Consider the following 23,836-nt stretch of genomic DNA (forward strand, 5'->3'; position numbering starts at 1 on the left):
ATCGCCAAGCGCATCGAGGCCGGCCGCGAGGCGATGATCGCAGGGCTCTGCGAAAGCCCGCTGACCTTCCAGGCCATCATCATCTGGCGCGATGAACTCAACGAGGGAAAGATCTTCCTCCGCGACATCATCGATCTCGAGGCGACCTACGCCGGCCCCGACGCCAAGAACAACATGAACCCGGCGCTGATAGCGGCCCCGGTCGGCGCCGATGGCCAGACCTCGCCGGACGCCATTTCGGCGCCGCCGGCCGCCCCCGCGGGCGCCACGCCGTTCCGCGCCGCGCCGCCGCGACCCGCTCCCGCCGCGCCGTCTGAAAGCGCCGCCGAAGGCGACGGTGACGGTGACGACGACGAATTCGAAAACCAGATGTCGCTGGCGGCCATCGAGGCCGAGCTGAAGCCGAAGGTCGTCGAGACCTTCGACAAGATCGCCGATGCCTACAAGAAGCTGCGCCGCCTGCAGGAGCAGGACATCGCCAACCAGCTGCAGAGCGAGTCGCTGTCGCCGGCGCAGGAGCGCAAGTACAAGAAGCTCAAGGACGATATCATCGTCGAGGTGAAGTCGCTGCGGCTGAACCAGGCGCGTATCGATTCTCTGGTCGAGCAGCTCTACGACATCAACAAGCGCCTCGTGTCGTTCGAGGGTCGCCTGCTGCGCCTCGGCGACAGCCACGGCGTCGCCCGCGAAGACTTCCTGCGCAACTACGTCGGATCGGAGCTCGATCCGAAGTGGCTGAACCGCGTCTCGAAACTCTCGGCCAAGGGCTGGAAGAACTTCGTCGCGGTGGAGAAGGACCGTATCAAGGAACTGCGCAGCGAGATCCAGCAGCTCGCGGGTCTCACCGGGCTCGAGATCGGCGAATTCCGCAAGATCGTGCACGGCGTGCAGAAGGGCGAGCGCGAAGCCCGCCAGGCCAAGAAGGAAATGGTCGAGGCCAACCTTCGTCTGGTGATCTCGATCGCCAAGAAATACACCAACCGCGGCCTGCAGTTCCTGGATCTCATTCAGGAAGGCAATATCGGCCTGATGAAGGCCGTCGACAAATTCGAATACCGCCGCGGCTACAAGTTCTCGACCTACGCGACCTGGTGGATCCGCCAGGCGATCACGCGAAGCATCGCCGATCAGGCGCGCACCATCCGCATTCCCGTGCACATGATCGAGACGATCAACAAGATCGTGCGCACCAGCAGGCAGATGCTCAACGAAATCGGCCGCGAACCGACCCCGGAGGAGCTGGCTGAAAAGCTCGGCATGCCGCTGGAGAAGGTCCGGAAAGTTCTCAAGATCGCGAAAGAGCCGCTGTCGCTCGAAACCCCCGTCGGTGACGAGGAAGATTCGCATCTCGGCGACTTCATCGAGGACAAGAACGCGATACTGCCGATCGATGCCGCGATCCAGTCGAACCTGCGCGAGACCACCACGCGCGTGCTGGCGTCGCTCACGCCGCGCGAAGAGCGCGTGCTGCGCATGCGCTTCGGCATCGGCATGAACACCGACCACACACTGGAAGAAGTCGGCCAGCAGTTCTCGGTGACCCGCGAGCGCATCCGCCAGATCGAAGCCAAGGCGCTGCGCAAGCTGAAGCACCCGTCGAGGTCGCGCAAGCTGCGTAGCTTCCTGGACAACTAAGCTTCGGTCAGTCAATATTGACTGATACTAAAATGCCCGGCTCACGCCGGGCATTTTTGTTTCCACACTCTCGTGTCCCGGACGCGCCGCAGCGCGAAGCGCTGCTGCGCAGGTCCGGGACCCACAGGCCACACGCTCAGCAAGGATGGGCCCCGGATCAGCGAAGCGATACTGCGTATCGCATCGCATCCGGGGCACGAGACGCGCGCCGCGGCTTCTGTTCTCTCCCCCGTTGCGGGGGAGGGCCGGGGAGAGGGCAAGCCCATCCTGCACCCCAAAAACACACCCTTTGATTGCATTGATTCCCGCGCTAGCGTCGGGCTGGGCCATTTCCGGCCTGCACAGGGGAATTGCCATGTCTGCCGAACCGATGCTGCCCAGCCAGCGCGTTGCCCAGGTCTGCCTGTTTCTGGTCGGCGCCATCGCCGTGTTCGGCGGCGCGTTGCAGATGTATCTGGGCCAGCCGGAGACCGCGCCGCGGCTAGACAACGTGCATCGCTTCATGGGCGGCGTCTATCTGATGTCGGGCGTCACCGGCCTGTGGGCGGCCTCCACCATCCGCCAGCACAACACGCTGATCTTCCTGTTCGCGCTGACGGCCTTCGTCGGCGGCCTCGGCCGCGTGCTGTCGATCAGCAAGGTTGGCCTGCCCGAACCCGCCGCTTTGTGGCTCACTTATCTCGCGCCGGAGCTGGTGATCCCGTGGATCATCATCGCCGCGCAACTGATGACCAACCGGCAGAGGGCGGCGACGGGCGAAGCCGTTCAGGGGGTTGGCGAGTAGCCGGGGAGGGCGACGTGTCCGCGAACATGCCACGCGCGACGGCGGAAGCGAACGTCGCAAATCAGACTGCCCCTGAAATCACGATCCATCCGGGTTCTCACCTCACTCAAGGAGGCTGCCGATGGCCATGATGCTCGCGCCGCTCGCGCTCCATCATCTCGATGTCCCCGCAGCCTCCGGCGGAACGTCGCCGCTCTCGGGCGGCGTCGCGCAGACGCTCATGCCGTGGCAATGGCTGACCCAGGTGATGGGCAACCGCTAAGGTCTCCAAACTCCGATGCCTTGAGGGCCACCGTCTGCACGCCACGTTCAGCGACGGGACGATGGGCGAGTACCACTTTTCCGACGCACTCACCGAGACCGGACCGATGATCGAGCCGTTGCGCGATCCCGCCTACTTCGCCCGCGTCTTTCTCGAAGACGCTGCGCCGACCTGGCCGAACGGCTACGACATGGCGCCCGAGTGGCTTCGCCGCGAGATCGAAGCCGCCGGCGCGCTGGTCCGGAACGCGGCCGCATAGGTTCATCCGGCGTTACCCCCAACCCCATGCGCTGTCGGTCATGCCCCCTCCCTCCTTGCGGGGGAGGGCTGCTCTCGATTTGATCGGGGGGGGGCGAGGAGAGGCAAGTACGCGGACAAGTCTGATAGTCGCATGTAGCCCGGATGAGCGAAGCGACACCCAGTATCATCTCCGGTGCTACGCTTGAAATCCCGGATATAGATCCGCTCGTCCGAACTACGATTTATGATGTTTGATCACAAGTACTTGCATTCAGTTTTAACTCGTGAATAGGCTTAAGAAGTTAGACGGTGCAGTTGGCTGGTCGAAAGGGTTACCTCGTACGGCCAAAAGCATCTGAGATAATTTCCGCGGATCTTGTCCCCTAAGCTGTGTATCGGTGATTTCCAAGGGTGGTCTTCAGTGCCTTGGCTTGCCTCCTTTGCGGGCCGGGATCCTCATTCTTTCAATGTAATGAGGTTTCCATGTCGAATAACTTTCAGCCGACAGGTGTAAATTCGAGTGGGTTGACCGCACTAATCCAAAATCTCGGCCGCGACTGCACTCCTACTCAGTTTTTGAGAGAGTTTGTTAAAAATGCCTTCGAGGCCCGACAGAGAGCGGGCGGTGTTGGTAGAGTTGAAGTAGACTTCAACGATTCGCTTCACGCTTCAACGAGTCATTATAAAATTTCATTCACCGACAGCGGTGACGGGATGACCGCGGGCCAGATGGTGAGCCTGCTTAACAACTTGTCAGCGACCGGTTCGACGAATCATCATAGGAACTACGGCGTAGGGGCGAAGATCAGTGCGCTTACCCGAAATCACGAAGGCATTCTTTACGAGTCTTGGCGCGACGGGGGCGGCCATGCAGTGGTTATTCGCTATAATTCGGATGAGGGAGTCTACGGGCTTCAAGGGGTAGTGCAGTCTAGCGGTCTGACTGAATATGCCCCGAAAATTCCTCTAAATAAAAAGCCGAAGATCATTACCAAGCATGGCACAAGGGTGACTTTGCTGGGTATGCTGCCTGATCAGGATACGATGCTTCCTCCCGAAGGAGTCGGTGGGATTCGGGAGTCGTGGATCATTCGATACCTTAATACCCGCTTCTTTAAGGTTCCTGAGTGTGTCGATCTTTTTGCGCGAATTGGGTACTATCGAGAAATCTCGGACAAAAAACACAATCACCTTCTTCGAGTATATGGCCAGAAATCCGTCTTGGATGGTAAGGCTGAAAACTTTGGTGAAGTTCAGGTTACAGGCGCCAAGGTCTACTGGTGGATCATGCCGGAAGCGGCGGATGGGCATGGCAGGGAGTTAGTCAAGGGGCACTCCGCTCTGCTTAACGAAGATGAAATATTTGATATTAGCGACGCTCGATCAAATCGACTTGCCTATTTTGGAGTAATTTTTGGTCGTGATCGTGTCGTTATCTACGTCGAACCCGAGAATGTAGTGCAAAACACTTCGCGGACGGGCTTGGTTCGGCCTGACGGATCTCCACTAAAATGGGACGTTTGGCAGGATGAATTCCGCCAGAATATGCCGCCGGTCCTGCGCCAATTTCTCGATAAGCTGATTAATGATAATTCGAAAGACTCGCATGCAGATTCGATTCGCGAGCGACTTAAGTCGTTGAAAGAACTTTTCCGAATTAGTCGCTATCGTCGATCGAGTAAAGGCGCGCTTCGGGCCAATCCAGATTTCGAAGTGCCTCTTGGAACTGCACATTCAACAGAGGGAAACCAGGGTTCTATCAATGGCGCCGGCGGGACGGGTGTACAATCTGGCGCGCTCGCGACGTCCTTGCTTAGCGAATTGGTGGACGATGAAAGCGGCGTGCCCGCCGATCTAGTTTCTCCCGACCCGTTTCCAAAATTGAGCTGGTTGGAAGAAACTGAATCGCTCAGGGACCGAGCTGCGGAATATCTACCGTCTGATAATCAGATAGTCGCAAACAAAAATTTTTTAGGACTAACAGATTTGATTTCCTATTTTTCCAAAAATCACCACGATACGCCGGAGTTATTGCCCGTAATTGAGGATGTGGTGAAGGAAGCATTTGAGCAGGTTTTGATCGAAAGCGTCGCTGGGGCTTTGTCCCTGCGAAATAGGCAACATTGGAATTTAGATGACTTTGATCGAGCCATTTCTCGTGAGGCGCTCACCACTGTAGTTATGCAGCGATATTGGATGTGCAGTCACATTCGGCGCACTCTTGGTAGTAAGATAAAGGGCTTCAACGAGTTAGTAATCCAGCCTCAAGAAGCGGCTTAATCTCGATTCGAATATATCTAGGGGCTTCGCAATAGGGTTGGAGATTATTTTCCTTATCGTGTTGACGTGGATAATAATCCTCATTATAATCCCCTCCGTCTCGTCTCACTGAGAGAGGCGGCTCGCGATCGTCACGGTCTGCGGGGCGGGATGCGGTGGACGCCGGAGATGCGGCGTCGCGCGGTGCAAGGGGGAGGTCCGACGCCGGGTCGGGACACAGTCGCGGTGCCAGAACTCCACTGGCGCGGTGGCGCCGTCGCCATCCGGACCACGACCAATCCCGCGTGCCGCACGACGGACGGACGCATCTTCCGCGAACGGCCCAAGTTGCGATGGCCCCGATCCTCGTCCTGGATCATGGATGGTGCGCTAAGGCTGGTCGGGCACCAGGGGGTGTCGCGAAGCAAGTCGTAAACCCACCGCGTGCGGAACGCCGGTTGATCCGGTTGTCCGAAAGTCCTGGCGCATCACTCCCTGCCGAATACGGCTGGCGTCCAGGCCCAAGGGTGCATCGGGCACCCGGCGTTCCGCGCGCTCTCTCATCCGAGAGGGCGGGGAATGACCCCCCCCCCGGGCGCGCTTCGCGCCGCGGGATCGCGGCCCCGCGTCCGCGCCCGGCCACGGTTTTGACGGGTCGATGCCGCGCATGGCATGATCGTCGCTCAATCAAAAGGAATCGCGAAATGCTGGGACGTCGTTGGGTGATCGCTGCAGGCGCGCTGATGCTGGCGCCGTTCGTGCTCGCAGCCCCGGCCTTCGCCGCGCGCTGCGGCGGCGATTTCAACGCCTTCGTGGCGACGATGCAGCAGGAGGCCGCCGCCGCCGGCGTCTCGCAGGGCGTAATCCAGAGCGCGTTTGCCGGCGTCACGCAGGACCCCGCGGTGCTGAATTTCGATCGCCGCCAGCGCGGCACCTTCAACAAGACCTTCGAGCAATATGTCTCGACGCGGGTCGGCGCCGGCCGCATCTCGATCGGGCGGCAGATGCTGAGCAAGCACGCCGCTTTGCTGTCGCGCATCGAGGCGCGCTTCGGCGTGCCGCCGGAAATCGTGGTGGCGATCTGGGGGCTGGAGAGCGATTTCGGCCGCGGCGACATTGGCAAGATGCCGGTGATCCGCACGCTGGCGACGATGGCGCATGATTGCCGACGCACCGAGCTGTTCCAGGGTGAATTGCTGGCGGCGCTGAAGATCCTGCAGCGCGGCGACCTGCCGAAGTCCGACCTGATCGGCGCCTATGCCGGCGAGCTCGGCCAGACCCAGTTCCTGCCGTCGTCCTACATCAAATACGGCGTCGATTTCGACGGCAACGGCCATGTCGATCTCAGGCACTCGGTGCCCGACGTGCTGGCCTCGACCGCCAACCTCTTGCGCACCGCGGGCTTCAAGGGCGGCCAGCCTTACGGCGAGGGCACCGCGAACTTCGAGGCGATGCGCGAGTGGAACCGGGCCACGATCTACCGCAAGACCATCGGCTATTTCGCCGACCGGCTGCGTGGCGGCTAGCGGCTTCCTCGCGTCCGCGCGCGACCTTCACGGTTTCATAACCAGGCTGTGGATTTCGCACGCGCGGTGAGACTCCCTTAACCCGCCCGGTTGCACGTTACCCACGAAATACGGGACGTGCGAAGCAGATGAAAACGATGGAAATATGCGAGGCGCACAGCGCCCGCGGCCAGCGGCGTTGGCTGCCATGCTGAGCATGCCGACGTTGTGGGCCGTGTTTCTGGTCAATTTCTTCGCGCTGGGCCTGGTCTGGGCCTATGTCGCCTACGCCTATCCGAAATTTATCCCGGCGCGCTATTGGGCCGTCTCGAGCTTCGGCACCTCGGTGGGCGCCGGCATCTCGCTGCTGCGCGGCGCGATGGATCCGGCGATCCCGATCCTGGCCAGCGGCGGCATCCTGATCTTCATCAGCTTCCTCAGCGCGTTCGGCGTGTTCAAGTTCTATGGCCGCCCGGTGTCCTGGCGCTATGCCATCGCCGGCACCGCGCTCGGCATGGCGGGCCTGGCGCTGTTCACGCTGTGGCACGACAACATGGCGATGCGTATCACGATCTATTCGGTGGTCCATTCCGCGCCTCTGGCGGCCGCGACGCATATGCTGCTGGCGGGGCGCGGGCGCCGGTCCACGCAGGTGGCGCGGCTGGCCGGTATAGCCGGGGCGCTGCTGATCGTCGTCTATCTACTGCGCTCGGGCGCGGCGATGGTCGCGCTCGGCGGCGAGGTCACGCTGATTGATTTCAACGCCGTGCAGGCAACGATGGTGCTGCTGCTGGTGTTTCTATCGATGGCGTGGAATTTCGGATTGCTGCTGATGGCGATCGATGCGCTGCGCGGCGAACTCGCCGATCTCGCTTTGGTGGACGATCTCACCGGCGTCGCCAACCGCCGCCATTTCCTGCAGCGGCTCGATGAGGAGTGCGCCCGTGCGGTGCGCTCCGAGGTGCCGTTCGCACTGCTGGCGATCGATCTCGACGGCTTCAAGGCGATCAACGACAGCCACGGCCACGCCGCCGGCGACGCCAGCCTGCGCCACTTCACGCTGATGGCGCAGAGCATGCTGCGGCCCGGCGATATGCTGGCCCGCACCGGCGGCGATGAATTCTGCGTCGTGCTGCCGGCCACCGCTCTGCTTGATGCGGCCTCGATCGCCGAGCGTATCCTTCAGGCGTGCCGGCTGGATGCCGCGGATTGCGGCCCCGCAGAACAGCCGCTGTCCGCCTCGATCGGCGTCGCGCAATGGGAGGCGTATATCGCCGCCGATCCCGAGCTCCTGGTCGCTGGCGCTGATCGCGCGCTCTACGCCGCCAAGCACAACGGCAAGAACGCCTGTGCCGTCAGCCCGCTGCACGCGCCGCCGCTGGCGCCTGAGGCCGGTGACGCGATGCCGGCAAGACACGAGCGCAGCCGGGCGTGACGCCGTGCCGCTTGCGGAAAGCAGACGTGCTCCCCATGTGACGGGAATGCCGAACCAGCGCCCATTTTCCCGCACCGCCACTGCCGCCCACCCGGGTATGGCGAGCGGCCCGATCATCGATCAGGACGGCCGCGAGATCCGGCCCGAGGGCCTGCGCCCGGATGCGTCCGGCTTTCATTTTGAATTCGGGACGTCGCAGGCCAACCCGTTCGCGGCGCTCACGCGCGAGGAGCGCGTGGCGCGGCTGGAGGCGCTGGCGAAACTGCTGGATGTCGCCTTTGTCGTGCCGGGCACCAATATCCGCTACGGCATCGACGGGCTGATCGGACTGGTTCCGGTGATCGGCGATATCATCACCACGGCGATTTCGCTGTGGCTGGTGCGCGAGGCCCGTGCGCTCGGCGCGCCCTGGCACGTGACATCACGCATGCTCGGCAATGTGGCGCTGGACGGCGTTGTCGGCATCATGCCGTTCGTCGGCGATGCCTTCGACGTCATGTTCCGAGCCAACGTCCGCAACATGAGGATGTTGCGGAAGTGGCTCGACAAGCAGCCGCGGATCTAGGCGCGATCCGGAAAGGTGGGGAGTGGTTTTCCGATCAGATGACGCCTCTGGAAAATGCCTTAAGCAGCGTCCGCGTCGTCGGTGGCGGGCTCGGCGGCCGGCTCGATCGCACGGCGCTCAAGCGGAAAGTCTTCGCTCTCATACAGCGTGCGAATGCCGCTCTGGTCGAAGCGGGCCTCTTCGACCTGCAGATAGGCGCCGTTCAACGAATCCGCCGGCAGCTGCTCGATCGCAAACTGCACCGCGGCGGCTGCAGTGTCGAAGCGGCGATAGGCAAAGCCGGCGCGCTTCTTCTTGCGGATGGCTGCGGGAAACAATTCTGCGGCGGTGTTATAGCTGAAGGCTGCCATGGTCCGGGACCTCAAATGAATGTACGCAACGAAACGACGCTTTCTTCGCGACAGCAGCCGATTGGCCACCCGCAGAACATCATTTCTGGACAGACCCCAATATAAGCACGTTTCGACAAAATGCGACAGCACGGATACAGCATGATGAATCGCTGTTTCGCGGTGGTATTTCGCTATTATGGCTGTGTTTGAAACGGCTTAGGGGACAATTCGCGTGCGCAGCGCAGCGGCGGCCCGTGGATTTATCGCTATTGTTCGGTCAGATCCGGGATACGCACGACCTTCAGCGGCGTCGTATAGGGCTCGATGCGCAGCGCGTCGTGCGACATCAGGCCGATCTGGCGCAGCGGCGCCTGTTCCAGCGCGCCGGCCTCGGCCTTGCGCACGGCATATTGCCAGACCGTCATTGTGCCCTTGGACACCAGTTGCCGGGCCAGGCCACCGGCATTGGGGGCTTCCAGCTTCGACATCTGATCGTCGGTCATCCCGATCACGATCTCGTCGCGCGCGGATATCACCTTGAACAGCGAGACCTTGTCGGTGGCCAGCGCGGGATGCGAGACGATGGTCTCGAGCAACAGGCCGGCGAGGCCGAGGCCAAGCAGCCAGCGGTTTGAACGGGTCGACATAACGGTAGCTTTCTTACTGATTTTCGTAGGGTGCATGCGGATGAGGCATGTCATATTAAGAGGCAGGCACTGATCCCGAGACAGAAACGCCCCGCGCGATAGGGCTCGATCACAAGCCTTGGTCACACGGGGCGGTTAACAAGTTCGATAGAACCGAGATAATTACTTCGTTTGTAGTTTCAAGGCTGCGGAGTTGATACAATAGCGCAGCCCCGTCGGTCCCGGGCCATCGGGAAATACATGTCCGAGATGGCCGTTGCACTTCGAGCACAGCACTTCGGTGCGCACCATGCCGTGCGTCACGTCGCGTTCTTCATCGACATGACTCTCCAGCGCCGGTTGCGTAAAGCTCGGCCAGCCGCAGCCGGAATCAAACTTGGCATCCGACTCGAACAATGTCTGGCCGCAGCCGGCGCAGACGAAGGTGCCGGGCGTGTGGTCATGCTCGTATTCGCCGGTGCCCGGCCGCTCGGTCGCCTTTTCGCGCAGCACGGCATATTGCATAGGCGTCAACTCGCGGCGCCATTCGGCCTCCGACTTTTCAACCTTGCCGGCGATGCTTCTGGTGTCGCTCATCATGTCTCCTTCCGAAGCCGTCAGTTGGTGGCTTTGGCGCTGCTCACCAGCGTTGGCTTCTCGATATAGTTTGGGGCGAAGATCTTCTTCAGGTTCTCAACCTTCGGAATATCATTGATCGCTATATAGGGCTGGTTGGGGTGCAGCGTCAGGTAGTCCTGGTGATAGGCCTCGGCCGGAAAGAAGCCGTCCAGCGTTCCGACCTTGGTGACGATGGGCTTCTTCCACACCTTGGCGGCATTGAGCTGCGCGATATAGGCGTCCGCAACCTGCTTTTGCTCGGCGGTGGTGGCGAAGATTTCCGACCGATACTGCGTGCCGGAGTCGGGTCCCTGGCGATTGAGCTGGGTCGGGTCGTGCGCCACCGAGAAGTAGATCTTCAGGATCTTGCCGTAGCTGATCTTCCGCGGATCGTATTTGATCTCGACGGCTTCAGCGTGGCCTGTCGATCCGGTGGAGACCGCGCTGTAATTCGCTGCACTCTTGGGTCCGCCGGCATAACCCGACACGGCATTGACGACGCCGGCGGTGTGCTGGAACACGCCCTGCACGCCCCAGAAACAGCCGCCGGCAATCACCGCGGTCTGCATGCCGTCGGATGCCTTGGCATCAACGGCAGGTGCGGGGATGATTACGGCGTCTTCGGCAGCGAAGCCTGGCGCGATGAAAACGGTTGAGATCGCCAGCGCGCCGATCGCGGCGGCGCAGAGTGTGAGACGGCTGAGGGTAGAGCGCATGGCATATCCTCTTGGGTACGAGCCGGGAGCATCGGCATTCTAGACCGTGCCGCGCGCTTCGCAATCCGCAGGGCTGTCCGATACCTCAAGATACGCAGCAGCGCCGCCGTCGTTACAACTTCCCGGACACGAGTTCGTGAGAGCAACCACGCATGAAAAAGCCGCGAAACTTGCGTTTCGCGGCTGAAGCAATTGGGGCTTTATTTACGGGCAGGGGTAACGATTGCCGTCATTGTTCAGATAGGTGCCCGAACGCGGGTCATACGATCGGTAGCGCTGTGAGCAGTAATCGTAATTCTGTTGTGCCGCTGCATTCGCCTGGTTGGCCGCACCGGCCGCAATAACGCCGCCGATGATCGCGCCGGCCGCAAGGCCGCCGATCAGCGCGCCGTTGCCGCCGCCGCCACGGCCGTAGCCGCGTCCGCGGTAACCGCCGCCATAACCATAGCCACGGCGGGGTCCACCGCCGCCATAATACTGCACGTTCTCTGTCGCCGTCGGGACGGAAGCAGCGAGCGGCGCCTGATTGATCATCGGCGCCGAGATCGCCGGAACCGAGAAGGTCAGCGCGGTCGCGCCGATCAGTACCGCCGACGTCAAAGTCTTGAATGTGGACATGAAAACTCCTGCGTGTTGCGTGAAGGCTAACGGGTGTAACGCACCAACGTTCCAAATGCCTCCGCACCAAGGCTGCGTCATAACACCGCGCGTCAGATCACGATGCTGAGCCGCTTCGCGGCGCGTGTGATGCCGGTGTACAGCCAGCGCGCGCGGCTTTCCTGAAAGGCGAAGCTCTCGTCGAACAGCACCACGTCGTCCCATTGCGAACCCTGGCTCTTGTGCACGGTCAGCACGTAGCCATAGTCGAACTCGTCATAGGGCTTGCGCTGCTCCCAGCTCAGCGTCTCGACGCCGCCGCTGAAACAATCTGCGCGCACCGAAACCTTGGTGACCTTGCCGCCGAAGTCTTCGTCCGGCGCCAGCCGCATGGTGATGATCTGGGATTTCGACGTCGCGCGCGCTTTCACGCGCCACAGCCCGCCGTTGAACAGCACCTTCTTGCGGTTGTTGCGCAGGCAGACCAGCTTGTCGTTGGCGACGGGGAGGAGATCCTCGATACCGAGCTTCTGGCGCACCCGCATGTTGTAGGACCGCCGCGTGTTGTTGCGGCCGACCAGCACCTGGTCGGCGGCCATCACGCGCTCCGGATCGAGCTCCCTGCGCGACACCACTTCGCTTTCGCCATAACGGCCGATCTCGAGTTCGCGGCCTTCGCGCACATCCATCGACATGCGCACGATCGGATCGTGCTCGGCCTGGCGATGCACCTCGGTCAGCATGATGTCGGGTTCGCAGTCGGTGAAGAAGCCGCCGCCCTGGATTGGCGGCAACTGCGCGGGATCGCCGAGCACCAGCAGCGGGCAGTCGAACGACATCAGATCGCGACCGAGATCGGCATCGACCATCGAGCATTCGTCGATCACGATCAGCTTGGCCTTGGAAGCCGGCGCGTCGTCCCACAATTCAAAATTCGGCTGCTCCTCGCCGGATTCCCGGGCGCGGTAGATCAGCGAATGGATCGTCGAGGCGCCGTCGCAGCCCTTGTTGCGCATCACCAGAGCCGCCTTGCCGGTGAAGGCGGCGTATTTCACTTCGCCATCGACATTGTCGGCGATGTGCCGCGCCAGCGTCGTCTTGCCGGTGCCGGCAAAACCGAACAGCCGGAATACCGGCGGCGTGCCGTTCCTGCCGGGTTTGGCCTTCAGCCAGTCGTCGACGGCTTTCAGCGCGGCATCCTGATGCGGGGTAAAGGTCGGCATGGCGTCTCGGGAAAAGCCCGGCCAGCAGGATGCGGCCGCGACTCACAGGGGCAAGCTAACCATTCGGGCGTCTGGTGCAAGCGCGCCGCCCGGCGGTTGCCCAATATCGCCGCATGGCGCAGGTATGGGCCGGATGCCGCCGGATTTGCGGCTGGCGGACAGGAGATCCCGGGTGGGAAGCAAATTGAAGCGCGTCGGAAGCGGAATCGTCTATCTGATCGGCGCGCTCGCGATCGGCTATCTGGCGCTGTACGCCTATGTGATGTTCACCCGGCCTCAACTGGTGCCGGGCGAGCCGATCAAGATTTTCCGCAAACCGGACGCGCCGAAATATTCGCAGGCGCCCGGTCTGCGTCGTTCCTAGCCCATCGCCACCATGGCGCGGTAGTCGCCCGAGCCCGCCGGCGTGATCGGCAGGCCGCCGTCGGCATATTCGTTCAGCTTGTTGCGCAGCGTGCGGATCGAGATGCCCAGAATATTCGCGGCGTGCGTCCGGTTGCCGAGGCAATGCTTCAGCGTCTCCAGGATCAGGTCGCGCTCCACATCGGCCACGGTGCGGCCGACCAAGGCCCGCGTCACCTGCTCGGCGGCGAAGGTCGCGTGCGCCACGGCGGGCACGGTCTTGGCCAGGTCGAGGCGGTCGCCGTCCGGGGTCAGGATCGCATCGGCGCCGATCTCGTCGCCTGACGCCATCAGCACCGAACGGTGCATGGTGTTTTCCAGCTCGCGGACGTTGCCTTGCCAGCGATTGATGGTCAGAACCCGCCGTGCCTCGGCGGAGATCGGCCGCATCGGCACGCCGTTGGCGTCGGCGTATTTCTTGGCGAAATGCTGCGCCAGTTCGAGGATGTCGGCCGGGCGATCGCGCAGCGGCGGGATCTTGAGGTTGACGACATTGAGCCGGAACAGCAGATCCTCGCGGAACGTCCCTTCGCGCACGGCGTCGGCGAGGTTGCGGTTCGAGGTCGCGATGATGCGGATGTCGATCGGCACCGGGCGGGTGCCGCCGACGCGGTCGATCACCCGCTCCTGGATCGCGCGCAGCAGCTTCGACTGCAGCCGCACGTCCATCTCGCTGATTTCGTCGAGCAGCAGCGTACCGCCGGTGGCTTCCTCGAACTTGCCGATGCGGCGGGCGATCGCGCCGGTGAACGCGCCCTTCTCGTGGCCGAACAGTTCGGATTCCAGGAGGTGCTCGGGGATCGCGGCGCAGTTGATGCTGATGAACGGCTTCTTGGCGCGATGCGAGCGCGCGTGAACATGGCGCGCCAGTACTTCCTTGCCGGTGCCGGATTCGCCGGTGATCATCACCGAGGCGTCGGAGCCGGCGATCTGCTGCGCCAGCCGCACCACCTTGGCCATCGCCTCGTCGCGGTAGATCAGGTCGCGGGAATCGTTGGCGACGGCGGCCAGCACCGCGGCGATCAGTTCCGGATCCGGAGGCAGCGGGATGTATTCTTTCGCGCCGGCATGGATCGCGGCGACCGCGGCGCGGGCATCGTTGGTGATGCCGCAGGCGACGATCGGCACGTGGATGTGCTCGGCTTCGAGCCGGATCACGAGGTCGCGGATGTCGAGCGCGACATCGACCAGCAGCAGGTCGGCGCCCTTGCCGCCGCGCAGGACCCGCATCGCCTGATCGAGATCCTCGGCGTGGACGACCGAAGCGCCGTTATCCATCGCGATCTTGGTGGCGGTGGTGAGCTGACCCTTGAGGGTGCCGACGATAAGAAGCCGCATGGTGGTCTCCTGTTATCTCTTGGTGGCGCCGTTCAGGCGCCGGATCGGGCGCGTCAGGCGCGCTCTGCCTTGATAATTTCCGTCATGGTGACACCGAGCTTGTCTTCGACCAGCACCACTTCGCCGCGCGCGACGAGCCGGTTGTTGACGTAGATGTCGATCGCCTCGCCGACGCGGCGATCGAGCTCGAGCACCGTGCCCGGTCCGAGCCTCAAGAGCTCGCCGACATCCATCTTGGAGCGGCCGAGCACGGCCGAAACCTGCACCGGCACGTCGAACACCGCTTCGAGGTCGGCGGCGATCCGGGTGACCTGTTCGTCGTCGTTGTAGCCGATGTCGCCCATCGCCATCGGCTCAGCCGAATTGAGGTCGGGCAGCGGCACGTGGGAGTCTTGATTGCTCATCGTTCAGTCCTCATGGCCGTGCCAGGTTGCGAGCCGCCATGTAGCGACCCACGAGTTCGTTGATCTTGGCCTCGATGGCCGAGCGCTCCAGCAGCACGCCGCCGTCCGCCCATTCGATCTTGCAATCGCCGCCCGCAATTTCCGGCTCGGCGAGGATCACCAGCTTGCCGGGGAAACCGCTCTGCTTGGCCAGCTTCTCGATCCGCTCGCGGGCGTCGTCATACAGCTGGTCGTTGATGCGCACGACGATATGCGGCGTCGCCACCAGATGCTTGAAGCAGTCATGCACCAGCGCCATCACCTCGGTGAGCGGCTCGGCGGCGACCAGCTCGTTACACAGCTTGCGCGCGACGGAGACGGCGACATCGACGGCTTCGGTTTCCATCCGGGTCTCGATCCCTGAGAACCGCGTCGAGATCGAAGAGATAGCGACGCCGATTTCCTCCAGCGCCAGTGCGGCGCGGCGATCGCTTTCGGCCTTGGCCTCGCGCTGCGCGGCATCGAAGCCGGCGCGGTAGGCGTGGGCCTCGGCGTTGGCGATCTTCTCCGCGATCTCGGCGGGCGTGATCACAGGTACGCGTGCCTTGTCGGGCGCGGCGAAATCGACGTCGAACAGGAATTTTGCCGGAGCTGCCATCAGTACACCAGTTCGTCGTCGGCGCGGTTCTTGGTCAGCACGATCTCGCCCTTGGCGGCGAGGTCCTTCGCGAGATTGACAAGCAGCGCCTGCGCCTCGTCGACGTCGCGCAAGCGCACCGGCCCGAGCGCGGCCATGTCGTCGAGCAGCATCTTGGCGGCGCGTGACGACATATTCCCCATGAAGAAGGCGCGGACATCCTCGTTGGCGCTCTTCAGCGCGATGCCCAGCTTGTCCTTGTCGATGTTGCGCATCAGGGTCTGCGCCGAACCGGCGTCGAGCTTGACGAGATCGTCGAAGGTGAACATCAGCGCCTTGATGCGTTCGGCGGCTTCGCGGTTGTCTTCTTCCAGCGAGGTGATGAAACGGGTTTCGGTCTGGCGATCGAAATTGTTGAAGATTTCCGCCATGACCTCATGCGCGTCGCGGCGACGGGTCTGCGACAGGTTCGACATGAACTCGGTGCGCAGCGTCTGCTCGACGCGCTCGATGATTTCCTTCTGTACCGTCTCCATCTTCAGCATGCGACCGATGACGTCGAGGGCTAGATCTTCCGGCAGGATCGCCAGCACGCGCGCGGCATGCTCAGGCTTCAGCTTCGACAGCACCACGGCGATGGTCTGCGGGTATTCGTTCTTGAGGTAGTTGGCGAGCACCTCTTCCTGCACGTTGGAGAGCTTCTCCCACATGTTGCGGCCGGCGGGGCCGCGGATTTCTTCCATGATGCCGTTGACGCGATCGGACGGCAGGTATTGCGTCAGCAGCCGTTCGGTGGCGTCGAAGGTGCCCATCAGCGCGCCCGACGCGGACATCCGCGATACGAATTCGAGCATCAGGTCTTCGACCGTCTCCGGCTCGACGGTACCGAGCGTCGACATGACGCCGGAAAGCTGGCGCACCTCTTCGTCGTCGAGCAGCGACCAGACCTTGCCGCCATATTGTTCGCCGAGCGCCAGCATCAGGATCGCCGCGCGCTTCGGGCCGCTCAGCGGCTTCGGCACCGGGCGGCCGCCCTGACGCTGGGCCAGCGAAGCGATCACGCTGGAAATGTCGCTGGAATTGTCGCTGGTGGTTGCGGGAACGGCCATTCAGATCACGCCGGTTCGGTGAGCCATTGACGAACAATGGCTGCGGTTTCGTTGGGATTGCGGTCGGCCAACTCGCCGACGCGGTGAACCGACTGGGCGTGGACCTGGCCCTGCACGGTGGCGATATCGATGGCGCTGGGGCCACCGGGGTGGGCGAGTGCAAGGCCGTCGGGACCGACGGCGGCGGTGCCGTCGGTCAGCGCGGCATGTGCGCCGCCCGGGCCGGAGAGGGCGGCGACCGGCTCGCTGGCGAGGATGCGGCGCACCAACGGGCGGATGACCATGAACATCACGACCAGGCCGAGCAGCATCATGACCGCCAGCTCGATGACGTACATCACGTCGTCCTTGGTGAATTGCAGCGCGCCGAGGAAGCCGGTGGGCTCCGTGTTCGGTACGATCGCGGGGCCTTCGGCGAATTTCAGGTTGACGATCTCGACCTGGTCGCCGCGCTTCTGGTCGAAGCCGATCGCCGAGCGGACCAGCTGGCCGATGCGGTCGAGTTCTTCCTTGCTGCGCTCCTGATAGACCATCTCGCCCTTTTCGCCCTTGGCGTAGGCGCCATCGACCAGCACGGCGACCGAGATCCGGTTGACCCGGCCGGCTTCGGTGACTTCGGTCTTGGTGGTGCGGGAGATTTCGTAATTGTTGGTCTCTTCCGACTTCTTGCTCTGGTCGCGCGCGGTCTGCGGGGCGGCGTTGTTCTGGTTGCCAGGCAGCTCGTTATTGACGGTGACCTGGCCCTCGGCATTGCCGGTGGCTGCCGATTCTTCGCGGGTCTGGCTGGAGCGCAGCACGCGTCCTTCGGGGTCGAACTTGTCCGAGGTCTGCGTCACCTTGTTGTAATCGAAATCGGCGGTGAGCTGGACGCGGGCGCGGCCCGAACCGACCACCGAGGACACGATCGCCTCGATCTGGTTGCGCATCCGCTTCTCGAAGCTGGCGCGACGGTCGTCGCCGGTGGCGCCGTCGGTGGTCGGATCGGCGGCGCCGTCGGCCAGCAATTGCCCGGCTTCATCGACGATCGAGACCCGGTTCGGCTTCAAGCCGTTGACGGCCGATGCCACCACGTGGCGGATGGCGCGGACCTGCTGCGGATCGAGCGCGCCGCGAACGCGGACCACGATCGAGGCCGACGGCTCGGGGGTCTCGCGCGAGAACAGCGGACGTTCCGGCAGCACCAAATGGACGCGGGCGGCCTGGACGCGGTCGATCGCCCGGATGGTGCGGGACAGTTCGCCTTCCAGGGCGCGGAGATGGTTGATGTTCTGGACGAAGCTGGTGGTGCCGAGCGCGTCCGACTTGTCGAAGATCTCGTAGCCGACGCCACCGCCCTTGGGCAGGCCGCCTTCGGCCAGCTTCATGCGCAGCTTGGTGACCTTGTCCTTCGGCACCATGATGGCGGCGCCGTCGTTCTTCAACTCATACGGGATCGCCTGGCGTTCCAGGTCCTTCATGATCGCCGAGGAGTCCTCGACACTGAGGTCGGTGAACAGGGTGGTCATCTGCGGCGTGGTCACGCGCATGATGACGAACGCAAAGAATCCGATCAGCGCGGCTGTGACCGCAACCATCGCCATCAGGCGCGCCGCGCCCAATCCCTTGAGGAAACCTAGCAGACTCTGCACGAACCAGCCCCTGAAACTCGGCCCGAGGGACCGACTGGGCAGATTTTGCCTATGGTATGGTTTCGATATGGTTAACGAGGATTAATATATCGAAAACATTGGGCCAAATGACAAAAACCGGCTTCCCGTGAGGGAGCCGGTTTTCGTTAAATGCAAAGTAATGGGGACGAATCGCTTATTGGCGATACTGCTGGATGCGGGTCGTCCGCAGGCCCGCGAGACCGTGCTGGTCGATCGAGAATTGCCAGGAAAGGAATTCGTCGACCGTCAGCGTGTAGCGGCTGCAGGCTTCCTCGAGGGACAACAGGCCCCCGCGAACCGCCGCAACGACTTCAGCCTTGCGGCGGATGACCCACCGTTTTGTCCCGGGTGCTGGCAGGTCCGCAATTGTTAACGGACTGCCGTCAGGCCCGATGACGTATTTTACCCTCGGGCGATGGGGTTCTGTCATGGCGTACTCACAAACTCTCAACCACTGAACTCACTATGAGAAGCTACGCCCTGCGACTTAAAATTTGCCTAAGCCTGTAACTCCAATGTGAATTGATCCGGATCGGACATGAAAGCGCCGCCATGAGCCGAAAAAGGCATCGCCCGGACCGATGGTCCGGGCGATCTCGTGGTCCGTTGCTGCGCGGTCAGGTTGCCGGTGTCGTGGCGGCAACCGTGCGGACGACGCGCTTGACCTGATCGACGGTGTAATTGGTGCCGCCGATCGACAGCAAAGCGGGGCTCGCCGACAGATCGACGGAATCCACCATGCCCTGGACCTCGGTGGAGATCGCCACGGTCTGGCCGTTCTGGTCCTTGCCGGTCGCGGTCAGCGTGTAGGATCCCGCCGGATACTGCGTGCCGTCATTTCCCTTGCCGTCCCAGACAAAGCTCGAGCCGCCGGATTTCAAGGCGAAACTGCCGCTGTAGACGGTGGAGCCGGCCGAATTGGTGATGCTCACCGTGGATGTCTCGGTGTCCTTGGCGGCGGTCAGATTCCATGTCGCCGATCCGTTGAACGTCGCAGTTGCGCCATCGACGGCGACAGTATTGCCGACATAGACCAGCGCCTGGGTGGCCTGCGCGGTCTTCTGCATCGCCACCAGTGATTTTAACTGGTCGTTCGATTTCAACTGCTGCTCGACGCCTGCGAATTGCACCAGCTGCTGGGTGAACTGGTTGGTGTCCAACGGGTCGAGCGGGTTCTGGTTCTGCAACTGCGTCGTCAGCAGTGTCAGGAAGGTCTGGAAATTATCTGCAATTCCCGGCGACGCCGTCGTGCTGGTGTCGGTGGACGTTGACGTGCCGGCTACCGTGCCGGATACGACCGCTGCCGGCGTGGTGATGGAATCAACTGCCATGGCTCTCTCCTCAGATACTGATGTCGATGCCGCGGCTGGATCCCAACATGCGGCCATAGTTCCGGCCCGCGGTCACCGCAGGCAGTGCGTCGTCTTCCCGGATGATCAGGCGCTGGGACTGGCGCCCGGAGTTGTCGCCATTGTTCTGCTGACCCGATGACGACTGGTCGCGCAGGCTGAACTGCAACCCGTTGCCGTCGCTCTTGAGGCCGGCCTGTTCCAGCGCGCGCTGCAGTTGCGGCGCGTCCTGGCGCAGCATTGCCAGCGTCTCCGGCTTCTCCACCGTCAGATGCGACGTGACGTTGCCGTGGCGATCGACGTCGAGCCGGACGTCGATGCGGCCGAGTTCGGCGGGATCGAGCCGGATGTCGAAGCGGCTCTTGCCGGATTGCGCCGATTGCGCGATTTCGACAGCGAGGCCGTTCAGCGGCACCGCGGCATCGGTTGCGACGTTCGCCGTAAGTTGCTGTGCGGTGACGGCCGCAGAAGCGGTCGTCTGCAACAGCGGCTGCTGCTGCGTCGTGTTGGTCGGGGTGATGTCGGCCGCGGCGAGCGGCGCGGGCGCGGCGTCCGGGGCCTGATGCTCATGCGCGGCGTGTGGCGTCGGTTTGGCGGTCGCGTCGGTCGCGGTGGCGTCGGGCTTGGCACCCTCGGCCGTCACTTCGCCCGGCTTGGTTTCAGCGGCGGCCTTGGAATCGACGGGCGTTTGCCCGGCGAGCGTGGTCGGCGTGGCCGCCGCGGCGCCGGTCGGTGCCGCGGTCGCGGTTTCGGCCGTCTTCCCCCCCGTCTTGGCAGCGGTCTTGGGGCCAGCCGGCGTCGCGGTGGCGATCAGCGCGGCGAAATCCGGATCGGTTGAGCCGGGCGTGGCGGCTTCCGGGGTTGCTTCGGTGCCGGTGCCAGTGCCGGTCGTAGTTGCGGTCTTGGCGGCGGCGGCCTGGGCTTTCAGAACCGCCGCGGCAATTGCCCCCGGTTGCGCCGCGCCGGCATCGGCCGTCGTATTCGGCGTTGCCGTGGCATCCGTCGGGGCGACCACCGCGGGGATCACCACAGCGACCGCGGTCACCGGCACGGCCTGTTCAGGCGTGGTGGCGTCGGTGGCGGTGGCCCCCTCGGTCTTTGTCTCCTTGATCGATGAATCCTTGTCGGTCTTGTTGCCGGCTGTCGCATCGGATTTGTCGTCTGACTTGGCGTCGGACTTCGTGTCGGACTTGGATTTTGCGTCAGGTCTGGCGTCGGACCTGGTTAGGGTCCTGTCGGCTGTCTCGCTCCTTGCGTCCTTTGCAGCATCGGCGCGATTGGCGGAAGCAGTCCTGGCGTCGTCATTGCGGGCATCCCGCGCCGCGGCGGCATCCGCGCGATCACTGCTTTGGGCGGTGCGGTCGTCACGGCGGGCCGTGTCGGCCGGCTGGCGGTTCAGGTTGGTGTCGACTGTCGCGGGGGGTGGGGTATTGCTGTCGACCAGCGAGCCGAAGCTGTCGGAAGCCGACGTATTGTCCTGCGCTGACTTCGCGCGCGCATTCTGGAGCGACAAGGTGCTGGCGGTATCTGATGTCACGCTGAACACGGGCGGCCTTTCAAGAAGAGTTCCCAACTGATTGAGCAAGGACCGGGCCAGCATTTTCGAAGAAGAAATGTATATATATTACAAGTGGTTATAAGAATTGGTGGGGCTGTGGCGGGGGTGGCGGGGCCGCATTGTTCCTGCCTCCCGGCAAGAATTGCCGTTTGTCGGCGGCAATTCGGCGCGGCGCGATTGCCTGCGCGGGTGCCGGCCTATATTAAAGTGCATCATTCCAGCCATCGCCGGAACACGCTCTCGTTCCCCGATCTGCTCCAGTTTTCCTGATCGCGGCGGTTTGCAGCCAGCCCGGTCGCATTGATGACCGAACCCATGCTCAACAGTCTGGATCTCGAAGGCCGCCCGCAGGATACTCGTGTCGTTGTCGCGATGTCCGGCGGCGTCGATTCGTCCGTCACGGCCGCGCTGCTGAAGTCGCAAGGCTACGACGTCGTCGGCATCACGCTGCAGCTTTACGATCATGGCGCCGCGACGCACCGCAAGGGCGCCTGTTGCGCCGGCCGCGATATCCACGACGCACGTGACGTTGCCGAGCGTCTCGGCATCCCGCATTACGTGCTGGATTACGAGAGCCGGTTCCGCGAGTCGGTGATCGACAATTTCGCTGCCAGCTACGCCATCGGCGAGACGCCGGTGCCGTGCATCGAGTGCAACCGCTCGGTCAAGTTTCGCGACCTGCTGGCGACCGCGCGCGAACTTGGCGCCGCGGCGCTGGCGACCGGCCATTACGTTGCCTCGCGCCGTCTCGATGACGGCTCGCGCGCGATGGTCTGCGCCGCGGACGCCGACCGCGACCAGAGTTACTTCCTGTTCGCCACCACCCAGGAGCAGCTCGACTATCTGCGCTTCCCGCTCGGTGACATGACCAAGCCGCAGACCCGCGAGTTGGCGCGGCAGTTCGGCCTGTCGGTGGCCGACAAGCAGGACAGTCAGGACATCTGCTTCGTGCCGTCCGGCCGCTACACCGACGTGATCGAGCGGATGAAGCCGAACGCGCTGGAGCCCGGCGATATCGTCGATCTGGATGGCCGCGTCATCGGCCGCCATGAAGGCATCGTGCATTTCACCATCGGGCAGCGCCGCGGTCTCGGCATCGCCGCCAGCGCGCCTCTTTATGTCATCAAGCTCGACGCCGCCGCCCGCCGCGTCATCGTCGGCCCGCGCGAAGCGTTGCGGATGCACCGCATTGCGTTGCGCGATCTCAACTGGATTGGCAACGGTCCGCTGGATCGCGCGGTCGGCGAAGGGCTCGAACTGTTCGTCAAGGTGCGCTCGACCCGCGGCCCGCAGCCGGCCTGGCTGCGCGCCGTCAATGGCGGCTACGAAGTTGAACTGGTCGGGGGCGAAGAGGGCGTGTCGCCCGGCCAGGCCTGCGTGTTTTACGACGCGGCCGATGGCCAGGCCCGCGTGCTGGGCGGTGGTTTCATCAAGAGCGCCGCCGCGAGAAGCCCTGTTGGTATTCCAGTGCGGGATGCTAACGTCGAGCAGCCGCTGGTCGCAGCGGCGCGTCTATAAAGTTCAGGGCAGGAAATGGCTGGCGATATCGACCGCGCGGGGGTCGCGAAGGCTTACGGGCTGTGGGCACCAATCTACGACATCGTGTTCGGCAAGGTGTTCGATTCCGGCCGGCAGGCCACGATCATCGAAGCCGACCGGATCGGCGGCCGTATTCTCGATGTCGGCGTCGGCACCGGACTGTCGCTGATCGATTATTCCCGCACCACCCGGATCTGTGGTGTCGACATCTCCGAGCCGATGCTGCGCAAGGCGTATCAGCGGGTCCGATCGCTCAACCTGACCAATGTCGAGGCATTGGCGGTAATGGACGCCAAGAACCTCGCTTTTGCCGATGATTATTTCGATGCGGTGGTCGCGCAATACGTCATTACGGCCGTGCCGGATCCGGAAGCCACGCTGGACGATTTCGTCCGCGTGCTGAAGCCGGGCGGCGAGTTGATTTTGGTCAATCACATCGGCGCCGAAAGCGGCCCGCGGCGGCTGTTCGAGCTGGCCTTTGCGCCGCTGGCCCGCCGGCTCGGCTGGCGCCCGGAATTCCCGTGGGGCAGGCTGGTGGACTGGGCGGCCAGGCATGGCGGTGTCACGCTGGCCGAGCGCCGGCCGATGCCGCCGATGGGGCATTTCTCGCTGATCCGTTATCGCAAGACCTGATGCGACGTTTGGGCATGGGAACCTGTGGTTCGCCGGGCCGTTGATTTCGATGCAGATCAAGTCATCCCTGTTGATTTCCGGTCTTTGGCTCGCCAGTTCGGGGGCTGCTTTCGCGCAAGCGACCTCGCCTGCGGGTAATTGTACGCCGACCGAGACCCGTCCGCAGCAGGGCACGCTGTCGCCGAACGGCACGACGACCGGTAAGAACGCAGAGCCGTTGAGCGACCAACTGGCGAAATCCGGCGGCGTGCTGTGCCCGCCCGGTGGCGTTGATACGGAGATGCACGTCCCCACGCCCGACGGCGGCACCAACACGCCGGTGATCCCGCCGCCCGGTAGCCCCGGCGGCGACCGGAGCGTTCGTCCAGAATAATTTCAAATCCAGGATGCATTCGACTTCGCAATCGCTGCGAGGTCGATGAAGCAAGGCATCTGTATTCCT

25 protein-coding genes and 1 pseudogene are annotated in these 23,836 nt (G+C 63.1%); 12 read left to right on the top strand and 14 right to left on the bottom strand.

From position 1 onward, the window contains the following. The 8 genes and pseudogenes from rpoD to JWQ24_RS11875 all read left to right on the top strand — a co-directional run. Positions 1-1,635: RNA polymerase sigma factor RpoD (rpoD, locus tag JWQ24_RS11840; protein WP_299807854.1), on the top strand; the 1,635-nt coding region annotated here is incomplete at its 5' end. A gap of 355 nt (positions 1,636-1,990) precedes the next feature. Continuing rightward, a complete protein-coding gene (locus JWQ24_RS11845) occupies positions 1,991-2,419 on the top strand; it encodes a DUF4345 domain-containing protein (protein ID WP_299807856.1) in 429 nt (142 codons plus the stop codon). Between the two features lie 121 nt (positions 2,420-2,540). Continuing rightward, positions 2,541-2,681, top strand: coding sequence for a hypothetical protein (locus JWQ24_RS11850; RefSeq protein WP_299807858.1), 141 nt, complete (start codon positions 2,541-2,543; stop codon positions 2,679-2,681). A gap of 16 nt (positions 2,682-2,697) precedes the next feature. Beyond that, a pseudogene (locus tag JWQ24_RS11855) lies at positions 2,698-2,940 on the top strand (DUF2442 domain-containing protein); the annotation flags it as partial. Between the two features lie 464 nt (positions 2,941-3,404). Next, entirely contained in the window at positions 3,405-5,201 is a 1,797-nt protein-coding gene (locus JWQ24_RS11860) for an ATP-binding protein (protein ID WP_299807860.1), read from the top strand. A 683-nt stretch (positions 5,202-5,884) separates the two neighbouring features. Then, a complete protein-coding gene (locus tag JWQ24_RS11865) occupies positions 5,885-6,706 on the top strand; it encodes a lytic murein transglycosylase (protein WP_299807862.1) in 822 nt (273 codons plus the stop codon). A gap of 187 nt (positions 6,707-6,893) precedes the next feature. Further along, positions 6,894-8,120, top strand: a complete 1,227-nt coding sequence (locus JWQ24_RS11870; protein WP_299807864.1) for a GGDEF domain-containing protein — start codon at positions 6,894-6,896, stop codon at positions 8,118-8,120. A gap of 46 nt (positions 8,121-8,166) precedes the next feature. Next, on the top strand, positions 8,167-8,685 hold the full coding sequence (locus JWQ24_RS11875) for a DUF4112 domain-containing protein (protein WP_299807866.1): 519 nt from the start codon (positions 8,167-8,169) through the stop codon (positions 8,683-8,685). Positions 8,686-8,744: 59 nt separating this feature from the next. Here JWQ24_RS11875 and JWQ24_RS11880 read toward each other — a convergent pair whose 3' ends face one another. The 6 genes from JWQ24_RS11880 to JWQ24_RS11905 all read right to left on the bottom strand — a co-directional run bounded on the left by JWQ24_RS11880 (position 8,745) and on the right by JWQ24_RS11905 (position 12,797). Further along, the gene (locus JWQ24_RS11880) at positions 8,745-9,035 is read right to left on the bottom strand and encodes a hypothetical protein (RefSeq protein ID WP_299807868.1); all 291 of its coding nucleotides are present in this window, start codon (positions 9,033-9,035) and stop codon (positions 8,745-8,747) included. 248 nt (positions 9,036-9,283) lie between these two features. Next, on the bottom strand, positions 9,284-9,664 hold the full coding sequence (locus tag JWQ24_RS11885; protein WP_299807870.1) for a hypothetical protein: 381 nt from the start codon (positions 9,662-9,664) through the stop codon (positions 9,284-9,286). Between the two features lie 162 nt (positions 9,665-9,826). After that, positions 9,827-10,240 carry a peptide-methionine (R)-S-oxide reductase MsrB gene (gene msrB, locus JWQ24_RS11890; RefSeq protein WP_299807872.1) on the bottom strand — a complete coding sequence of 138 codons (414 nt, stop codon included), beginning with the start codon at positions 10,238-10,240 and terminating at the stop codon, positions 9,827-9,829. A gap of 20 nt (positions 10,241-10,260) precedes the next feature. Beyond that, positions 10,261-10,977 carry a peptide-methionine (S)-S-oxide reductase MsrA gene (msrA, locus tag JWQ24_RS11895; protein ID WP_299807873.1) on the bottom strand — a complete coding sequence of 239 codons (717 nt, stop codon included), beginning with the start codon at positions 10,975-10,977 and terminating at the stop codon, positions 10,261-10,263. Positions 10,978-11,181: 204 nt separating this feature from the next. Beyond that, positions 11,182-11,595, bottom strand: coding sequence for a BA14K family protein (locus JWQ24_RS11900; RefSeq protein ID WP_299807874.1), 414 nt, complete (start codon positions 11,593-11,595; stop codon positions 11,182-11,184). A 92-nt stretch (positions 11,596-11,687) separates the two neighbouring features. Further along, on the bottom strand, positions 11,688-12,797 hold the full coding sequence (locus tag JWQ24_RS11905) for an ATP-dependent RecD-like DNA helicase (RefSeq protein ID WP_299807875.1): 1,110 nt from the start codon (positions 12,795-12,797) through the stop codon (positions 11,688-11,690). Positions 12,798-12,981: 184 nt separating this feature from the next. Here JWQ24_RS11905 and JWQ24_RS11910 point away from each other — a divergent pair, with 184 nt between their 5' ends. After that, the gene (locus JWQ24_RS11910) at positions 12,982-13,161 is read left to right on the top strand and encodes a hypothetical protein (RefSeq protein WP_299808021.1); all 180 of its coding nucleotides are present in this window, start codon (positions 12,982-12,984) and stop codon (positions 13,159-13,161) included. Here the strand turns inward: JWQ24_RS11910 and JWQ24_RS11915 are convergent. The 8 genes from JWQ24_RS11915 to JWQ24_RS11950 form a co-directional block, all read right to left on the bottom strand. Beyond that, positions 13,158-14,537 (bottom strand): sigma-54 dependent transcriptional regulator, encoded by a 1,380-nt coding sequence (locus JWQ24_RS11915; protein WP_299807876.1) that lies wholly within the window; start codon positions 14,535-14,537, stop codon positions 13,158-13,160. The two genes, JWQ24_RS11910 and JWQ24_RS11915, sit on opposite strands and share 4 nt — an antisense overlap. A gap of 53 nt (positions 14,538-14,590) precedes the next feature. Beyond that, on the bottom strand, positions 14,591-14,941 hold the full coding sequence (fliN, locus tag JWQ24_RS11920; protein ID WP_299807877.1) for a flagellar motor switch protein FliN: 351 nt from the start codon (positions 14,939-14,941) through the stop codon (positions 14,591-14,593). A gap of 10 nt (positions 14,942-14,951) precedes the next feature. Further along, positions 14,952-15,578 (bottom strand): FliH/SctL family protein, encoded by a 627-nt coding sequence (locus tag JWQ24_RS11925; RefSeq protein ID WP_299807879.1) that lies wholly within the window; start codon positions 15,576-15,578, stop codon positions 14,952-14,954. Continuing rightward, entirely contained in the window at positions 15,578-16,666 is a 1,089-nt protein-coding gene (gene fliG / locus JWQ24_RS11930) for a flagellar motor switch protein FliG (protein ID WP_299807881.1), read from the bottom strand. The genes JWQ24_RS11925 and fliG overlap by 1 nt, the downstream gene beginning before the upstream one ends. A gap of 5 nt (positions 16,667-16,671) precedes the next feature. Continuing rightward, complete coding sequence (gene fliF / locus JWQ24_RS11935; protein WP_299807883.1) at positions 16,672-18,294, bottom strand: flagellar basal-body MS-ring/collar protein FliF; 1,623 nt, start codon at positions 18,292-18,294, stop codon at positions 16,672-16,674. A 175-nt stretch (positions 18,295-18,469) separates the two neighbouring features. After that, entirely contained in the window at positions 18,470-18,745 is a 276-nt protein-coding gene (locus JWQ24_RS11940) for a DUF1153 domain-containing protein (RefSeq protein WP_002714638.1), read from the bottom strand. 187 nt (positions 18,746-18,932) lie between these two features. Further along, positions 18,933-19,646, bottom strand: a complete 714-nt coding sequence (locus JWQ24_RS11945; protein ID WP_299807885.1) for a flagellar hook capping FlgD N-terminal domain-containing protein — start codon at positions 19,644-19,646, stop codon at positions 18,933-18,935. Between the two features lie 10 nt (positions 19,647-19,656). Further along, complete coding sequence (locus tag JWQ24_RS11950; RefSeq protein ID WP_299807887.1) at positions 19,657-21,177, bottom strand: flagellar hook-length control protein FliK; 1,521 nt, start codon at positions 21,175-21,177, stop codon at positions 19,657-19,659. A 360-nt stretch (positions 21,178-21,537) separates the two neighbouring features. Here JWQ24_RS11950 and mnmA point away from each other — a divergent pair, with 360 nt between their 5' ends. The 3 genes from mnmA to JWQ24_RS11965 are packed head-to-tail and all read left to right on the top strand — an operon-like array spanning position 21,538 to position 23,767. Next, positions 21,538-22,740, top strand: a complete 1,203-nt coding sequence (gene mnmA / locus JWQ24_RS11955) for a tRNA 2-thiouridine(34) synthase MnmA (protein ID WP_299808022.1) — start codon at positions 21,538-21,540, stop codon at positions 22,738-22,740. A 15-nt stretch (positions 22,741-22,755) separates the two neighbouring features. Next, positions 22,756-23,394 carry a class I SAM-dependent methyltransferase gene (locus JWQ24_RS11960; protein WP_299807889.1) on the top strand — a complete coding sequence of 213 codons (639 nt, stop codon included), beginning with the start codon at positions 22,756-22,758 and terminating at the stop codon, positions 23,392-23,394. Positions 23,395-23,443: 49 nt separating this feature from the next. After that, positions 23,444-23,767, top strand: coding sequence for a hypothetical protein (locus JWQ24_RS11965; RefSeq protein WP_299807890.1), 324 nt, complete (start codon positions 23,444-23,446; stop codon positions 23,765-23,767). The last annotated feature ends 69 nt before the right edge of the window (positions 23,768-23,836 follow it).

This window comes from Tardiphaga sp. (assembly GCF_028290495.1).
Taxonomy (GTDB): Bacteria; Pseudomonadota; Alphaproteobacteria; order Rhizobiales; family Xanthobacteraceae; genus Tardiphaga.

Bases quoted from the DNA above. Each gene is read 5' to 3' on its own strand.
- JWQ24_RS11845 (WP_299807856.1), top strand. From the start codon at position 1,991: ATGTCTGCCGAACCGATGCTGCCCAGCCAGCGCGTTGCCCAGGTCTGC.
- JWQ24_RS11850 (WP_299807858.1), top strand. From the start codon at position 2,541: ATGGCCATGATGCTCGCGCCGCTCGCGCTCCATCATCTCGATGTCCCC.
- JWQ24_RS11860 (WP_299807860.1), top strand. From the start codon at position 3,405: ATGTCGAATAACTTTCAGCCGACAGGTGTAAATTCGAGTGGGTTGACC.
- JWQ24_RS11865 (WP_299807862.1), top strand. From the start codon at position 5,885: ATGCTGGGACGTCGTTGGGTGATCGCTGCAGGCGCGCTGATGCTGGCG.
- JWQ24_RS11870 (WP_299807864.1), top strand. From the start codon at position 6,894: ATGCTGAGCATGCCGACGTTGTGGGCCGTGTTTCTGGTCAATTTCTTC.
- JWQ24_RS11875 (WP_299807866.1), top strand. From the start codon at position 8,167: ATGCCGAACCAGCGCCCATTTTCCCGCACCGCCACTGCCGCCCACCCG.
- JWQ24_RS11880 (WP_299807868.1), bottom strand. From the start codon at position 9,035: ATGGCAGCCTTCAGCTATAACACCGCCGCAGAATTGTTTCCCGCAGCC.
- JWQ24_RS11885 (WP_299807870.1), bottom strand. From the start codon at position 9,664: ATGTCGACCCGTTCAAACCGCTGGCTGCTTGGCCTCGGCCTCGCCGGC.
- msrB (WP_299807872.1), bottom strand. From the start codon at position 10,240: ATGAGCGACACCAGAAGCATCGCCGGCAAGGTTGAAAAGTCGGAGGCC.
- msrA (WP_299807873.1), bottom strand. From the start codon at position 10,977: ATGCGCTCTACCCTCAGCCGTCTCACACTCTGCGCCGCCGCGATCGGC.
- JWQ24_RS11900 (WP_299807874.1), bottom strand. From the start codon at position 11,595: ATGTCCACATTCAAGACTTTGACGTCGGCGGTACTGATCGGCGCGACC.
- JWQ24_RS11905 (WP_299807875.1), bottom strand. From the start codon at position 12,797: ATGCCGACCTTTACCCCGCATCAGGATGCCGCGCTGAAAGCCGTCGAC.
- JWQ24_RS11915 (WP_299807876.1), bottom strand. From the start codon at position 14,537: ATGCGGCTTCTTATCGTCGGCACCCTCAAGGGTCAGCTCACCACCGCC.
- fliN (WP_299807877.1), bottom strand. From the start codon at position 14,941: ATGAGCAATCAAGACTCCCACGTGCCGCTGCCCGACCTCAATTCGGCT.
- JWQ24_RS11925 (WP_299807879.1), bottom strand. From the start codon at position 15,578: ATGGCAGCTCCGGCAAAATTCCTGTTCGACGTCGATTTCGCCGCGCCC.
- fliG (WP_299807881.1), bottom strand. From the start codon at position 16,666: ATGGCCGTTCCCGCAACCACCAGCGACAATTCCAGCGACATTTCCAGC.
- JWQ24_RS11940 (WP_002714638.1), bottom strand. From the start codon at position 18,745: ATGACAGAACCCCATCGCCCGAGGGTAAAATACGTCATCGGGCCTGAC.
- JWQ24_RS11945 (WP_299807885.1), bottom strand. From the start codon at position 19,646: ATGGCAGTTGATTCCATCACCACGCCGGCAGCGGTCGTATCCGGCACG.
- mnmA (WP_299808022.1), top strand. From the start codon at position 21,538: ATGCTCAACAGTCTGGATCTCGAAGGCCGCCCGCAGGATACTCGTGTC.
- JWQ24_RS11960 (WP_299807889.1), top strand. From the start codon at position 22,756: ATGGCTGGCGATATCGACCGCGCGGGGGTCGCGAAGGCTTACGGGCTG.
- JWQ24_RS11965 (WP_299807890.1), top strand. From the start codon at position 23,444: ATGCAGATCAAGTCATCCCTGTTGATTTCCGGTCTTTGGCTCGCCAGT.